This is a genomic window from Metallosphaera tengchongensis (assembly GCF_013343295.1).
Lineage (GTDB): Archaea > Thermoproteota > Thermoprotei_A > Sulfolobales > Sulfolobaceae > Metallosphaera > Metallosphaera tengchongensis.
In genome coordinates this window covers 201,441-216,627 of the sequence record NZ_CP049074.1, presented here as the reverse complement: position 1 = coordinate 216,627, position 15,187 = coordinate 201,441, and the positions used below count along the sequence as shown (strand labels likewise).

The following is a 15,187-nucleotide window of genomic DNA, read 5'->3' as shown; positions in this document are numbered from 1 at the left end:
CATCGGTTCTCATATAACTTGATACCCTTGGGCTTCACGGGAGTCGAACAGGTCTTCCTTCACCCTTCTCTGCCCATCAGAGGGAAAACCCCCGACCAACTTAGATGGGATACCGTCTAAACGGGGAAACCCGCACATCTTGGGCTGCCCGTATGCAAGCCTTTCGGGATACATACCCACATCTGGCATTATACAAAAATATTAGCATGGAGTTATACATAACTTAACCCTCTCACTGGAACTGCTTACCACGGTTCAGCCTAAGATGGTTAGGTTTGATCGTTTTCCAGCATCTCCTTATGAAGTAAATTCACTATACCTTCCACCCCTATAAGGAAGGAACCTAAAGATACAAGTGGGAAAAAACCTGAGACCAGGAGGAACGGAGTTATTTCCAGAACTGAGAGCCTTCCTATATTTGTTACCATTTCGTCGACTCCCATTACGCTAGAGAGGTACTGGTCGCCTGCGCCTTTCCTCAAGGACATTAACCACAGGATCTCTAGGTTGCCATCGGCTAAAGTTATGGCTAACATGGCGTAAACCACAGCCCATGGGTTGTGTAGCAGCAACGGAAGGAAGAGAGATGTCTTAAGAGCCAAATTGATGACAGAGATCAATCCTAGATTCTTTATTCTGGATCCGATAAAGCTACCAACTACCATTCCAATGTAGAAGGCTATGTTTGCCAAGCTGTAGAAGAGAGCTCCACCGCCCTCCATCTGAACCAGGAGGGGTGCGTAATTGAGTATGTATGAGATGGCAGATTGATCAATTGCAACTCCAAGTACCGCACCTCTAACCTCGGGTTTAGACAGGAACAGCTTAAACCCAGTGGTCACCTTCACGTTGGTGTTCCTAGGGTTTATCTTCAGGTTCCAAATAAGAGGGAGGGTCAGTATTGTCGCGAGCGCAGATATGAAAAGGACGTAGGGACCTAAGTACTTCAGGAGAAATGGCCATAATATAGTGCCAGATACTGACGATATCTCTTTGAGGACTCTATTTACGAAAATCCCTCTAGGTAATAAGTCCTTGGGTAATAGAGTTGCGAGCGAGGTGGAGCCCATTAAGGAAGTTAACTCAGAGATTATGGCTCTGATGTAGACTAAGAGTATCCCAATAATGTAGCCGTCAGTTGCCATAGAAAGGGAGAGCGCTACCAAGATAAAAGGAGTCATAAACTTTAGCACTAAGTATACCTTACCCCTGTCAAACCTGTCCCCCAGCACGCCCCCAAGCGGTGAAATAAAAATTCTAACAACGACTCTCGCAGACGCAACCAGAGAAAATAGAAATAGGCTATGTAAGTTCTCATAAAAGAGCCACATAACGGTCATTTCGCTAAGTGGGTAAACCCCAGAAGTTATGGCATTATTAACAGTGAACCTTTTGAAGTCCTTAAAATCCAGGGGTGAGGGCATATGAACTCATAATATTTTTGTTCAGAATTTATTAAGTCTACCAATTAATAGGGACAGTGTATGTAAAATACCGAAGTAGGTTATTTGTAATCCGTTTGATCTGGTATTGTTACAAAAAATATTACAAATAATGAAAGCGCCGCCCTTCAGGGAGGGGATGAAAAGTATGTAAAAACCCTTTTCCATCTCTCTATTTATTGAGCCAAGCGGGAGGGGTTCTCCACACCTCTCGACTGCTCCTCAGATGAGAGATGTAATCCTGAACCGATAGGGGAACCCTTGCTCAAAGAGGCATGGAAGAAGTTAGTTTAGATCCGGATATTTGCTGAGCTCCTCCTCTAATCCTTTATAGTTTGCACTGAGATGCTTTGCTAGGATCTCCTCCGCCAATCCTCCTATGTCTATGTCGACTCTATAGTTCCTTGTTAGTATCTGGTCTAGATGTTCCTTAAGATGATTTGGTGCGACCAACCCACCATGCGAAACACCTACGGCTTTGGGTAATAGGGATATTTGTAGTTTCAAACTATCAAGGTATTTCCTCAGATCAAGGGGTGGTGGAGTGGTCGGGATTGGAGTTCCATTATACCTTCCACCCGCAGAGTCACCACTGTAAAGTATACCGTCTGCTAAAACGGATATGTGATGTTTTGCATGACCGGGTGTGTAAATTATCTTTAATTTCTTTTCTCCTAGGTCTATTTCCTCCCCGCCCTTTACCTCAAGGAAATTCCCATCAGTAGGTTGAACTTCCCCATAGATGTCAACTACTTCCCCTAGGACTGCCCTAGCGTCTCTGTTAATCTTGGAGGGATCCCGAAGATATTTGGAGTAACCCTCATATACGATGACTCTCGACTTGTACCTTTGTACTATTTCAGAGAGGGCTCCTATATGATCTATGTGGAGGTGCGTAATAACCACGTAGTCAAGCTTGTCCAGGAAACCAACATCCATAACGGAGTTGGCCACTCCAGCATCTATCATTACGTTCATTTTATCGCAGATCACGAAGGAGTACACAGCTTCAGGGAACTCTCCAGGCCCTGATGGTACGGCATGAATACCTGAGCACATGGAAAAAAATGTTTATGTTAAAATAAAAAAGTGTCTACGGAGCCTCTCTGGTCTCCTCTAAAATGTCTTGGATGGCCTGAGTCTTGAACCCGCTAAGTACAGCCCCATAATGGACTGCCAGGGTCACTATAGCAGCCACGATGGTATCCTCTGGGAATGGTATTACTGGGTTCAGCCCAAATCCGCCGAAGTATGAGATTATCATAATGATAAATATATAGGCTAACAACCAATAGCTGGCCTTTATTTCGGTTTTTGCACTACTTCCCTTTGCCAGAACGTTAAGGACTACGAGATCTACTGCAACCATAGCAATCATTACTACCAAGTAAACTCCAAATCCTAGATTATTGGCAGCTCTTAACGCATTGGTTGCGTTGTAAAGGTAAAGTGCGTCAACTAGAGTAACTACTAAATTGATTAGACCGAGGACTATTGATAACCCCTTGTTAATCCCCATCATTTTATAGGCATAGTAACCAAAGAACAGCGCCAATCCTAGGAATATCCCTGAGACCACGTAGAACAATACAGCGAACCCTGACCAGTACACAATGAGACCAGCTGCTAAGGTAGCTATTGGTGCTATTATCTTTGACAGTGGTAACTTAAAAGGCCTGTTCATTTCGGGAGCTGTTCTCCTCAAGGTCTCTAGCCCTATGCCTCCCATGATGTAAGTGAAAACTGTGGCTGAACTTATGAAACTTACAAGCGATTGCCATGAAGGGAAAGGTAGCATAAAGATCGCAGCTACTATTGTCGCAGCTATCAGAGATATGACAGGAACCTTAGTTTTCCCGAGCTTCAGGAACGGACCAGGTAAGTAGCCGTTGGAGGCGAAGCCGTACAACGTCCTTGTGCTCGTCCCTGTGTATATCCAGCCTGTTCCGCTAGGCGAAACAACTGCGTCGAGCAGAAGAATGTAAGCCCAGCCGGAGAACAGTAGGGAAACGAAAACAAGGGGCGCTGCTAAGTTGAAGATTTGATAGAATGGTCCTGAAGGAAGGGAGGAGTAGCTTAGTTCGGTCCAATTTCCGGGGGTAACGGGAACTGTTTTGTTCCCTATAGTGGCAGTCAAGCTACTCCAGTTTATAGCCCCTATGAAGGCCACTTGGAGTAGAGTGTATAAAACAATTGCAATCAAGAGAGAACCTATTAGAGCGAAGGGTATGTCCTTCCTAGGATTCCTTCCCTCTCCTCCATACTCCACAGCTTGCCTGAAGCCCAGATATGAGAAAATAACACCTGTGGTTGGGATAGCATAGAGTACAGCTGAGAGTCCGTAAATTCCTGAAGAACCTGCAACTACATTGGAGGCTGATGGGAAGAACCCACCTCCAAGGGTGAAATTAACTGGATGAAAGAAGAAGATCAATAGAATGGCCACGGTTATTGTGGGTATAACAAGTTTCCACCAGCCAGCACCTTGCGTTACTTTCCCAAGGATGTTTACCCCAAGGTAGTTGAGGAAAAAGAAAAACACCAGGAAGAGATAGGCGACTAATATTCCTAAAGGCGTCAGTACACCATTAACTGTTAAGGAAGGAACGAGACTGGCAAGGTATGTGACCGAGGCTACTGCCTCTATGGCAGGTACAGAGGCTGCTGAAAGAAAGTACGTCCACGTTATAATATATCCTGCCACTCCTCCGTGGGTGTAGTGTGGATACCTTACAATCCCTCCTGTCTTTGGGATGGCTGAGCCGAGTTCTGAGTAGGCTAGTCCTATGAACAATACCAGAATCCCTGCAATAATCCAGGAAAGGATCGCTGAACCTCCAGCATATGTAGCTGTGTATAAAGCCCCGAAAAGCCAACCAGATCCTATGATTCCTCCTAAGGAAAGATATAGTAGGTCGAATTTACTTAATGCTCTTCTTAATTGCTTATCCGATTCTATACCTAAATCTCCCGATTTTTGAGGTTTTTCTCCTGACATTTCATATTAATAGACATGGATAAATAATAAAAATCTTTCTATGAACTATCACTGATCATTATCTTTTTTTTATAAATATGTCGTAGTACTCTATGTTTTTTTCATACGATCATTTTAGTTTCATATCTCTTATTCTTCTAATGCATTATACTTACTCTAAACTATGATTGTAGAAAAATCCGAGATTAATCGTATAAATTTTCTTTATTCTTGGTTTGTAGATATACTATGGTTCCATCAAAATATGAAAGATAACCTTATCAAAACAATAAGGAAACCTTTAAGCCAACCATCCATTGGAGATAAGAGATCAATAATACTTTTTAATATTGTATAAGCAAGTTAATGTGGTCAATTATGGTTGAAGAAGCAATGAAATTGCAGGGACAAGAGTTGGAGGAGAAAGCAGACTATAACATGAGATACTACTCCCATCTAATGAAACTAAGCAAGGAGAAACCTTCTGAGTTTTGGGGTACACTGGCTGAGGATCTACTGGACTGGTATGAACCGTGGTCTCAAACTATGGTTCAGGAGGATCCCCTGACTAGGTGGTTCGTTAAAGGCAAGTTGAACGCCTGTTATAACGCAGTGGACAGACATTTGAATAGTTCCAGGAAATTTAAGGCTGCCATCATCTGGGAGAGCGAGCTTGGGGAAAGGCGTATCGTCACTTACCAGGATCTATTTTATGAGGTCAATAGGTGGGCTAATGCCCTAAAGAGCCTGGGCGTAGAGAAGGGCGATCGGGTCACCATTTACATGCCACTCACTCCTGAAGGGATTGCCGCGATGTTAGCTTCAGCTAGACTTGGCGCTATCCACTCTGTGATCTTCGCAGGTTTCGGATCTCAGGCAATAGCCGATAGGGTAGATGACGCAAAGAGTAAAGTGATAATTACGGCTGACGCGTATCCCAGAAGGGGGAAGGTTGTAGAGCTAAAGAGGACTGTGGACGAGGCCCTAAACGCCCTAGGGGATAAAAGTTCAGTGAAGAACGTCATAGTCTTCAGGAGAATGAAAACAGAGGTGAGCATGAAAGAGGGGAGAGACGTCTTCTTCGATGAAGTGGGCAAGTATAAGTACGTGGAACCCGCTAGGGTGGATTCAAACGATCCCCTCTTCATCTTGTATACATCAGGTACCACTGGCAAGCCAAAGGGAATAGTCCACTCGACCGGGGGATATCTCGCGGGGACTTCAGCGATGTTGTTGTGGAGCTACGGTTTAAGCCAGGAAAACGACGTCCTGTTCAATACCTCAGACATAGGGTGGATAGTCGGTCACTCTTACATAACCTACTCTCCTCTAGTTATGGGGAGGACTGTGGTCATTTATGAGAGCGCACCGGACTACCCATACCCAGACAAGTGGGCTGAGATGATTGAGAGATATAGGGCGACCACGTTTGGCACCTCGGCTACTGCACTAAGGTATTTCATGAAGTACGGTGATGAATATGTTAAGAACAGGGATCTGACCTCCCTAAGGATCATAGTTACCAACGGTGAAGTGCTGAACTACTCTCCTTGGAAGTGGGGTTTGGAAGTTTTAGGAGGAGGAAAGGTCTTCATGTCTCACCAGTGGTGGCAGACTGAGACTGGAGCGCCTAACCTAGGATACCTGCCGGGTATTATTTACATGCCCATGAAATCTGGTCCTGCATCGGGATTTCCCCTTCCAGGAAACTTCATAGAGGTCTTGGATGAGGACGGTAATCCCTCGAAGCCAAGGAGTAGAGGATATCTGGTCATGAGGCCCCCCTTCCCTCCCAACATGATGATTGGGATGTGGAACGATAACGGGGAGAGGTTAAGGAAGACTTACTTCAGTAAGTTCACGTCCCTCTATTATCCAGGGGACTTCGCAATGGTCGACGAGGACGGATATGTCTGGGTTCTGGGAAGGGCTGATGAGACTTTGAAGGTGGCAGCACATAGGATAGGCGCGGGGGAGGTGGAGTCTGCCATAACTTCTTATCCTGGAGTCGCTGAGGCAGCTGTAGTCGGAGTTCCGGATCCAGTAAAGGGGGAGGAAGTACATGCGTTCGTGGTACTCAAGGGAGGATACTCGCCCTCCAGTGACCTAGCGAAGGAAATACAGAACCATGTCAGAAAAGTCATGGGTCCCATTGTAACTCCGCAGATCCACTTCGTGGACAAGCTTCCCAAGACCAGGTCTGGAAAAGTTATGAGAAGAGTAATAAAGGCAGTTATGATGGGTTCTAACGCTGGTGATCTCACCACCATAGAGGACGAGGCTTCAATGGATGAGATCAAGAGGGCAGTTGAGGAACTGAGGAAGGAACTGAAAACTTAAACCTTATAACGGGATAATTTTTAACTTGATAACCTCCCTTAACTTATGAATTTTTACAAATTAGTCTACGATAGGGCTGAGGCAATTATATCAGATAGGGGAGCGTACTTATTCTCTTTTAGACTAGATGGTCTAGACGTGATATTAAGAGGGACTGAAAGACCCACTAGGGGCGGTATGGCGCTTCTGGTGCCCTTCGCCAATAGGGTGAAGAACGGTAGATATCTGTGGAAGGGTAAGGCTTATCAGCTTCCTTTAGGTAGGGATGGAAACGCCATCCACGGGTTGATCCTGTATAAGGAGTTTCAAGTGACTAGACTAACGCCTAACTCCATAGAGTTGGAGACCGAAATACGAGATCCTGGATATCCATCTATCCTAGCCTTAATTGTAAAGTATACTCTTACTGACTCCATCTCAGTGGACATGAAAATCAGAAACGTCGGAGAAGAGGAAGCACCGTTAATTGTAGGGTCTCATCCTTACTTCTTAGTTCAGGGTAGCTGGAAGATCTCTCCCAACGCAGGTAAACGGCTTATAATGAAGGAGAACATACCAACAGGAGAGATGGAAGACTTTATCATCAGTGAAGGAAAATACGACGATTGCTTTTACCTCCCTGGGGATGTCACTCTATCCTCGAAGTACTCTGAAGTAAGGATTTCTAAACCTGGAATGGACTACGTTCAATTGTATACAGGGGTGGAGGGAGCTGTAGCTGTTGAACCAATGTCTGGAGCTCCAGATGGCTACAACAACGGTATTGGACTCCGAGTTTTAGGTGCATCAGAGAGCGAAAGTTATCATTTCTCTATACAATCCGTGCAGGTACGATCTCAAATTAGTTAAGGATTTTTCGAGAGACAGGACTTAAATCCAGAGGGGACGGCTTTAATTCCGTGACCTCATGACAAGAAACGTCCCTAAAGGATTTTATCTTTCTAGTAACGGATCCTGAAGGATTGAGATCGTCTTCAGGTAAACCTATAATTCTCCAGGTCTCGTTTCTACTTATGAAGTACACCGAAAACGCACCCAAACTTTTCATGAATACTGGAACCAAATTTCACAAATCATTGATATATGCCATGGGCGTAATAAAATTCTCATGTGCTAGGGCGAACTCAGCTCTAGGAATTCTTGACAAGGAAGTGGCTAAGGCAATAGAGCAAGCATCAAGGGAGCTTATGGATGGGAAACTAGATAACAAGATCGTTTTAGACGTTTTCCAAACGGGTTCTGGAACAGGACTTAACATGAATGTCAATGAGGTTTTGGCAGAGAGGGCATCGGAAATTTCTGGACTAAAGGTTCACCCCAATGACCACGTTAATATGAGCCAGTCCTCTAATGATACCGTACCTACAGCTGCGAGAATAGCAGCGGTGAAGCAGGTGGAAGAGAAGCTAATTCCCTCTCTCAGGGAAATAGCAAACTCCCTAAGGGATACAGGGGACAGATACATGGGCGTCGTGAAGTCCGGGAGAACCCATCTTAGGGACGCCATGCCCGTAACCTTTGGTCAGGAATTACACGCTTATGCTGACGCATTTGAGCACGACATCTCTAACCTCAGCTTTATTCTAAGTTACTTAAAGGAAATTCCGTTAGGTGGAACCGCAGTTGGTACAGGAGTTAATTCGCACCCTAAGTTCAGAGAGACTGTGGTTAGGGTAATCAACGAAGTTACGGGTCAAGGCTTTGTCCTAGGGAACCCGTTCAGGGGATTAAGGCTCCTCACTGATCTTCTAACCTTAAGCGGTATCATGAGAACCGTGGCGACTGAGCTCTATAGGTTAGCACAGGATTTCAGATTGATGTTCTCAGGACCGTTCACGGCAATAGGTGAGATAGACCTACCGTCACAGGAGGAGATAGCTGGAAGCAGTATTATGCCAGGGAAGACCAACCCAGTTACGGCCGAAGCCTCAATGCTCATAGCCGCGCAGGTTATTGGACTTGACCAGGCTAATCAGTTTGCCTCAAATCTTGGAGAGTTTGAATTGGCGATGGGGGTTCCTCTCGTTGGCCACAATGTTTCAACCCAAGTGGATCTAATCTCTGAAGGACTTAGCAAGTTCTCCTCATTGATAGTAAGGGGCGTTGTACCTAACGTTGAGAAAATGAAGAGGTACGCTGAGAGCAGTCCAGCTCTCATAACTGTGGTATCTCCTCTAGTGGGGTACGATAAAGCATCACAGTTGGGAAAAATGTTAAACAAGGGTCTTTCAATAAGGGAAGCTCTAAGGGAGCTAGGATTCTCAGAGGAAAAAATAAATCAAATATTAGATTTAAACAAATTGATTAAACCTACTATACAAGATAAAAGTTAAAATTATAGTTTTATTATTTGTCAGATATTACAAAATAAGGATCGTCTTTTTTCCTATTTTCAATAAATTTAGTCTTCCATTAGAAATGGAACTGGATAATAATGGTTTGATTTTTATAGAGAAATGTCCCCCTTATCACATGGTGAAAATGACAGCACCAATGAAAGCGGTAAAATTCAAACCTCTATTTAGGAGGCTTTCAGTTTTTATTATTTTTGGATTATTAGCATCAGTTATAACTTTAAGCCTGGTTTCCAGTGCATCCTCCTCGTCTTCGGGAATGAGTGTAACTTACGAGAGGTTTGACAGCTTATATCACGTTGGATCCTTGGGTATAGCGCACGATATGGGACAAGATACGCATGATATGCATGGAGTTTTGTCTAATCTATCTAATTCATCTGCATTCTATTACTTCTCCAATGCAACATATAATTCGACTTATAGTGGTGAAAGTGTAAAGATAGAGGGATCGACCTTTCTTTACGCTTTAACGTTCGGAAAGGTCACGAGCTACAGCGGAAACATTTCTATAAGGTTGAACCAAAATGGTTTACTAAACGTGGATTCCCAAATACCTCAACTAATTAGGGTTATAGTTAGCACGTCAGGAATGTCAGAGCTCGTATGGGCTGGACTACTAATGAATGGTAGTAGCATAACAACCCTGAGCTATGTAAACGAAACGGGAACACTAACTCTTGTGTTCATAAACGGAACCAGCCTAGTTAACGTAACTTTTCCATTGAAGGAAGGGGTAGCGCAATATCATGAGAACCTAGACCTAGTCCAAGCCACTCCCAAACTAATAGCACAGTCAACCCATGAGGTAGAAGTTCAGCAAAACTTCCCCAGAAGATACGCTCCAGAAGACGATGAGCTAACGGTTGGCAACTCTAGCGTGAATTCCTCGACGAATTATAACACTACTCTAGCTTACTTCAACGGCTCTCTCGTACCAGCCCTGGTGTGGAAGGGCGAGGGTCTTGCCCTTACTGACATTGGGTTTGGTAAATTAGGAGTCGTGGGCAGAAGTTACTTCCAGTTCTCTACCATAGAGTTTTTCGGAGTTAATGGAACTGTTTTAGGCTATGTCCACGACTCATTCCTTTCCAAGGAAGGGTCTAGGCAAGGAATTATATCTAGTTCTTACTCTAGCCTAGTTGCAGGAGAGTTGAAGGTAGTCACAGGTAAAGTGACGCCTCCTAAGCCGGAGGTGGAGACTGAGGTCAAAGTTAACGGAGAACCGGCGGTCATAATTATAACTAATAATGGTCTTGCTGAGTCCACTGCTTCCGTCAACCTGTCCCACCCAGTTTTCGTGGTGGAGCACGGCCATGGAGAGGGTGCCCATCTAGTGGAAGTATCGATAAACGGTACGTACCAGTTCTTCGTTGTCACTCCAAGTGGGAACGTAATAAACGTCACACCAGTTAAACCAGCTAACGTAACGGAGACCGTTCTGAACGTGAGTGGTGGAAAATATCCAGCACAGAGAATTGTGGTTCAAGCCAACGGCAGTATAATATTTAACGTTTCAGTCCTCAAGAACCAGACCGTAACTGTATATAAAGAGGTTAACGGTAATCTTGTAGCCCTCAATTCGTCCAATTATTTCGTGGTCAACGGTAAGTTGGTAGTCTATGACGATCCTTCAAACGTCTATTATGCAGTGTACGGGGCTCCATCAACCACAACATCCACTACATCCACGTCCACTTCGCCGTCTAGCACTGGGACATCTGCAGGGCTAGGGAGTTTACTGCCCGTAGTGGCCATAGTAGTTGTTATTCTGGTCATAGCAGGAGCAGTTTTCTTCATGAAGAGAAAATAATTTAGTATAAACTCCCAGGCTTTCGACTTAAACAAAACATTTTTATTTCTTTAAAGAATTTTGAATCATGAAATGGCTATTTATAATACTTCTGTTAGTGGCATCAGTTTCTCCTTATGTCCTTATATCCACGTCTAACTCAACGGTACTTCCAAGTGGTCACTTCATTTTCTTTCCATTAGACGTGAAATCCCCCCAGATACTCACCTATTCTTGGAACGCGTCTGGAGACATTGAGGTTTCACTGATGACTTCCTCTCAATTTAACGCCTTCGTTAACGGAACGACAACAGCCTTCACTGGACTCTACATAACTAACTCTTCATATAGGAACGAATTACTTCTGATGCCAGGGAGTTACTACTTGGTTTTTTACGCCTTCATGGGTCAGGTTACGCTGAACTATTCGTATAACTTGAGCAACACCAACGTGACCTATTCGCTACAACCTGGATACTACGAGTATTATACCTTGAATCTAACCTATCCTTTCCATCTAAACCTCTTCCTTGTCTCCAACAGTTCAATTTCAGTTGAAGTATATTCTAAGAATACTACTTTCCTGTCACTCAGTCCCCCTTCACGATCTATATTGACCTTCGTAAATAAGACGATCACTTTGAACCCCGGTGAATACAACGTGACCATAAGAGGTGTGGGGAACACAACTACGTCGATTTACGATCTCATTACCTATAGTTCCATATACCCTAACCCACTTTCATTGAACAAGGTTTACTACCCCATGGGGGTTGCGAGCTACGGTGTCTTTAATGAGTCCGGGGTTCTGGTCCCATATTCAGTTATTGCCAGCTCAGTCATAGGACTGGTAAACATAACCTCCATTATGGAATATAACGCTACTGAAAAGTTGCTCAACGTCTCCCCATATTCAGCCTCCCTTCAGCTTAACGTGCCAGTTGTCGTGGTGAATGGGATACATAACCAGACTTATTGGGCGCAGAATGTGGTAACTTTCCTTACTAACGAGTCGGCTCTGTGTTATGATTCCTCTATCCTAAACGTTTCCAACGAAAACGCTACCTTAAGTAACTTCTCGATCCAAGGAAAGGGGGCGGTGTATCCACCTTTCAATTCAGGATATTATTACCGCTACGCAACCCACACAGTGAAGTATAAGGAGCCCTTGGCTTTCCTTCTTTCGATAAACGTTTCGGTATTGAAAAAGCTAGGCGTTAACCTAAAGTTCGGAGTAAAGCTTTTACAGAATGGGACTTACAAGGGAGGAAATTGGACATACTTTGACTCAGTACTGATAAACGATCCCTCAGTCACGAAGGCCTACCTATACGTGAGCGGTTACTCTTCCCCAGAGGTACTAAACTACTACGACGCGGAGCTGGTTTTTGGTGGTGGAGGAAATGGTGGAACAGCCCAGTTCCTAAACCTTTCTGCCTACCTAGCACTGTTTTATTATAACGGTTCAACTCGGGCATTTCCCAGCGTTTATAGTATGGGGGGTGACACCGCTGAGACCGCAAGTAACGTGCAAGTCTATCTTAAGTCAGGTGCTGTATACGTTACTGTGGGTCAGGACGATCCAAAATTCCTTACCAATCAGTTTAGTGCGACTCTTCCGCAAGCGTCGAAAAACCAAGTTTCCAACGTATCCTTGAATACGACCAATACTAGCACGACCAATACATCCAGCTCTGGATCCAAAGTTCAAAACAATTCCACGATAACCACTTCCAATTCCACGTCCAGTAAAACCGGAACCCCTCCCAACAGTTCAAATAGTACAACTCCTACCACGCAAAGTAAAGGATATAAGGGTTTCAATTTCCCGATTACCTACGTGGTTATCGGAATCGTAGTAGTAATTGTAATAGTTCTCATGTTAATGAGAAGATCCAGAAGACCTGACCTTAATATAGAACCGTAGAAAATTGGAAAATTATATCTTAGAAATTCTAGTTTTATTTAAAAAGTAGCCTTATTTAGATATAGATAGCTCAGGTCGAGCCACAATTTGCTTTAGATCCTTAGCCTAAATTCTTTACAAAGTGAAGAAAGTCTCGCCCTTCAAGGTGAGGATGGAAAGCATTTAAAGACATTATCTTTTCATCCATTCATGTTCAGGAGGGTTAAAAAGAGTGGACGTCAGAGCTACAGTTTGAAGTTTTCCCCCACCGCCCCTCTGTTTAGCATAACTGAAAGGTATGAGAAAGGTCTACGTTTTTTCCTCTCTTGGTTAAGGGAGAACAGACCAAAGAAATTCCTAAAGGAGACACACAAAAGAACTTACGAGACATTAAGTTGTCGACACTAATACGGCTGATGTAGTTGTTGGAAATGACAAAACGTTTAGATACCGACTACTTTAGAGGACGCTAAACAACTCAAGAATTTAGCTGAGAGTCTTCAGAAAAACGATAAAAGATGGAGGACAAGAGGGCACTTAACGGGAAAACAACTTTCACAGGAGGACAAGATTTTAGAGGAGAAGGTCAAGGACAAGTGGGTAGTCAAGTAGATAATTCATTTTACGTCTTGGCTACCCTTTAAGAAGATTTAAACAATCTGATCAGAATGTAAATTAGCTGCCAAAAGGGTAGGATAGACTGTATCTCATGCAGTACTGTCGTTTACAGTCCTGGATAGAAAGGTAGGCAAAAAAGAGTAAGAGTGGGAACCTCGCCATTTATGGTGGGGACGAAGTCAGACCCCTTTCTATAATCCGGATTTATAACCACAGTGAATATATCTAAATTAATGAACACGAAACAGATAGCGATCTTATCGCTATTGCTTGAAGGTGAACTTAGCATCTCCGAAATCTCAGAATATGTAGGAATTTCAGGACCTCAGTTGAGGAGGGAAATCAATTACCTTCTAAAGAGAAATTACGTGGAAAAGAAAGCGTTCATTGGAAATGAACTTATCCTCTGCATCACAGAAGAAGGAATAGAAGAGCTAATGAGAGAGTATCCTTTACTTAAATCACTAGTCCAGAACTTGGAGACTACATTGTGCGTGAGATTTGGGTGCTAACTCTGCTTCGCTTTAAAATCCACGGTAGGCCAAATCTCTTATGGGATACAGGAGGTCAGCGAAATCGCGCCCCCTTGTCTGTAACACATCAAGCTCTGTAACACATCAAGTAATGTCGTCTCTTCACTAGCTAATTCAAGAATGATAGATAGTTGAGGACAGAACCCCGAAATAGTATCAGCTTTACACTAGAACGTTTAAATGGTCAATCACTCTCTTAAGCTTCTTAACTACTGGAGGTACGTCATTCGAAGGGTAGTAGTTCCACCCTTCAAGTTCAGCTTCTTCCCCTATGTAAACTTTGCTCCATTTGACCCCAAGGATATGATAAGCGTAAATTGGGCTCGTTGCTTCAACTAGTTTTATGAAGGAGGATAAATCCTTGGTCTCCACCATAAAGCTTCCCTTATCGCTTCCCTCCACTAACGGAACTCCCTCGTAGTACTCCATGCCCAGTAAGTTTCCCTCTGTCAACGATACATGAATTCTATACTTCCCGTCGTATTCAATAAGAAAGGCGATAGGCTTGGCATCAACTATTTTTTCATATAGGTTGAGCAATTCTTGCCCATTTACCGCTTTAGTGAAAGTGATTACTTTGGATGGTCTAGGGAAAAGTTTTATTGACGCTTCGGTGAATGCACCGAGTTTTCCTTTAGAGCCTATTAATCCTTTCCACCTAAACACTCCGACTGGTGTTACGACCCTTACCCAATCCGTAAAGGAGTAAGGTGTACCGTAAGTCGTTGAGATGGGATATGCCTCATTCAAGGCTAGTAGTCCCCCCATGGTACCGTCGTAAAAAGTCGGTAACAGTAATCCCATGGAACTAGTCTCTTCCCTGATTTTAGTTAGGGAGGCTCCGGCCTGGGCTACAACAGTTTCGTCCTTAACTTCGAAGTGGGACATCTCCCTAGTGGATATTATCACATCCGCTGACTTATTGGAGTGTGATCCTGTCCCTATGACAGCTACGCTTTTTCCTCTAACCTTGGCGTCCTTGAAAATCTCTAAGATATCGTCTTCGCAACTTACGTTCATGTTAAAGAGCTTGTCCATTTAATCTTAAAAGGGAATTGGCGTAAAAATAGAAAACCATACTATATATATTTTTTCTGTTCAATTAATATATATAGAACTTATCAAGATATACCTTACCTCTACACAGACATAGCAGGGAGAGCTATATGAAAACAGGTAAATATTATGAAGGAAAATATTTATTATAATAATGATATCATGATCT

11 protein-coding genes are annotated in these 15,187 nt (G+C 43.5%); 6 read left to right on the top strand and 5 right to left on the bottom strand.

What is annotated here, in order from left to right:
• Positions 1-9 precede the first annotated feature (9 nt).
• The 4 genes from GWK48_RS00990 to GWK48_RS00975 all read right to left on the bottom strand — a co-directional run bounded on the left by GWK48_RS00990 (position 10) and on the right by GWK48_RS00975 (position 4,440).
• Complete coding sequence (locus tag GWK48_RS00990; protein WP_174628771.1) at positions 10-189, bottom strand: hypothetical protein; 180 nt, start codon at positions 187-189, stop codon at positions 10-12.
• An 80-nt stretch (positions 190-269) separates the two neighbouring features.
• Positions 270-1,424 (bottom strand): MFS transporter, encoded by a 1,155-nt coding sequence (locus GWK48_RS00985; protein ID WP_174628769.1) that lies wholly within the window; start codon positions 1,422-1,424, stop codon positions 270-272.
• A gap of 303 nt (positions 1,425-1,727) precedes the next feature.
• The gene (locus GWK48_RS00980; RefSeq protein WP_174628767.1) at positions 1,728-2,501 is read right to left on the bottom strand and encodes an MBL fold metallo-hydrolase; all 774 of its coding nucleotides are present in this window, start codon (positions 2,499-2,501) and stop codon (positions 1,728-1,730) included.
• A gap of 34 nt (positions 2,502-2,535) precedes the next feature.
• The gene (locus GWK48_RS00975; protein ID WP_174628765.1) at positions 2,536-4,440 is read right to left on the bottom strand and encodes an APC family permease; all 1,905 of its coding nucleotides are present in this window, start codon (positions 4,438-4,440) and stop codon (positions 2,536-2,538) included.
• Positions 4,441-4,797: 357 nt separating this feature from the next.
• On the opposite strand from GWK48_RS00975, the gene acs reads away from it, so the two are divergent.
• The 6 genes from acs (at position 4,798) to GWK48_RS00945 (ending at position 13,941) form a co-directional block, all read left to right on the top strand.
• Positions 4,798-6,759 (top strand): acetate--CoA ligase, encoded by a 1,962-nt coding sequence (acs, locus tag GWK48_RS00970; protein ID WP_174628763.1) that lies wholly within the window; start codon positions 4,798-4,800, stop codon positions 6,757-6,759.
• A 45-nt stretch (positions 6,760-6,804) separates the two neighbouring features.
• The gene (locus tag GWK48_RS00965) at positions 6,805-7,608 is read left to right on the top strand and encodes an aldose 1-epimerase (protein WP_174628762.1); all 804 of its coding nucleotides are present in this window, start codon (positions 6,805-6,807) and stop codon (positions 7,606-7,608) included.
• Between the two features lie 164 nt (positions 7,609-7,772).
• Positions 7,773-9,092 (top strand): class II fumarate hydratase, encoded by a 1,320-nt coding sequence (locus GWK48_RS00960; protein WP_174628760.1) that lies wholly within the window; start codon positions 7,773-7,775, stop codon positions 9,090-9,092.
• Between the two features lie 139 nt (positions 9,093-9,231).
• On the top strand, positions 9,232-10,926 hold the full coding sequence (locus tag GWK48_RS00955; protein WP_246263858.1) for a hypothetical protein: 1,695 nt from the start codon (positions 9,232-9,234) through the stop codon (positions 10,924-10,926).
• A gap of 67 nt (positions 10,927-10,993) precedes the next feature.
• Entirely contained in the window at positions 10,994-12,832 is a 1,839-nt protein-coding gene (locus GWK48_RS00950) for a thermopsin family protease (RefSeq protein ID WP_174628759.1), read from the top strand.
• Positions 12,833-13,662: 830 nt separating this feature from the next.
• Complete coding sequence (locus GWK48_RS00945; RefSeq protein WP_174628757.1) at positions 13,663-13,941, top strand: ArsR family transcriptional regulator; 279 nt, start codon at positions 13,663-13,665, stop codon at positions 13,939-13,941.
• A gap of 183 nt (positions 13,942-14,124) precedes the next feature.
• Here the strand turns inward: GWK48_RS00945 and GWK48_RS00940 are convergent, their stop codons facing one another.
• Positions 14,125-15,000 carry an FAD-binding oxidoreductase gene (locus GWK48_RS00940; protein WP_246263857.1) on the bottom strand — a complete coding sequence of 292 codons (876 nt, stop codon included), beginning with the start codon at positions 14,998-15,000 and terminating at the stop codon, positions 14,125-14,127.
• Positions 15,001-15,187: the final 187 nt, after the last annotated feature.

Excerpts from the sequence above, each read along its gene's own strand:
- GWK48_RS00990 (WP_174628771.1), bottom strand. The coding sequence starts at position 189 with ATGCCAGATGTGGGTATGTATCCCGAAAGGCTTGCATACGGGCAGCCC.
- GWK48_RS00985 (WP_174628769.1), bottom strand. The coding sequence starts at position 1,424 with ATGCCCTCACCCCTGGATTTTAAGGACTTCAAAAGGTTCACTGTTAAT.
- GWK48_RS00980 (WP_174628767.1), bottom strand. The coding sequence starts at position 2,501 with ATGTGCTCAGGTATTCATGCCGTACCATCAGGGCCTGGAGAGTTCCCT.
- GWK48_RS00975 (WP_174628765.1), bottom strand. The coding sequence starts at position 4,440 with ATGTCAGGAGAAAAACCTCAAAAATCGGGAGATTTAGGTATAGAATCG.
- acs (WP_174628763.1), top strand. The coding sequence starts at position 4,798 with ATGGTTGAAGAAGCAATGAAATTGCAGGGACAAGAGTTGGAGGAGAAA.
- GWK48_RS00965 (WP_174628762.1), top strand. The coding sequence starts at position 6,805 with ATGAATTTTTACAAATTAGTCTACGATAGGGCTGAGGCAATTATATCA.
- GWK48_RS00960 (WP_174628760.1), top strand. The coding sequence starts at position 7,773 with ATGAAGTACACCGAAAACGCACCCAAACTTTTCATGAATACTGGAACC.
- GWK48_RS00955 (WP_246263858.1), top strand. The coding sequence starts at position 9,232 with ATGGTGAAAATGACAGCACCAATGAAAGCGGTAAAATTCAAACCTCTA.
- GWK48_RS00950 (WP_174628759.1), top strand. The coding sequence starts at position 10,994 with ATGAAATGGCTATTTATAATACTTCTGTTAGTGGCATCAGTTTCTCCT.
- GWK48_RS00945 (WP_174628757.1), top strand. The coding sequence starts at position 13,663 with ATGAACACGAAACAGATAGCGATCTTATCGCTATTGCTTGAAGGTGAA.
- GWK48_RS00940 (WP_246263857.1), bottom strand. The coding sequence starts at position 15,000 with ATGGACAAGCTCTTTAACATGAACGTAAGTTGCGAAGACGATATCTTA.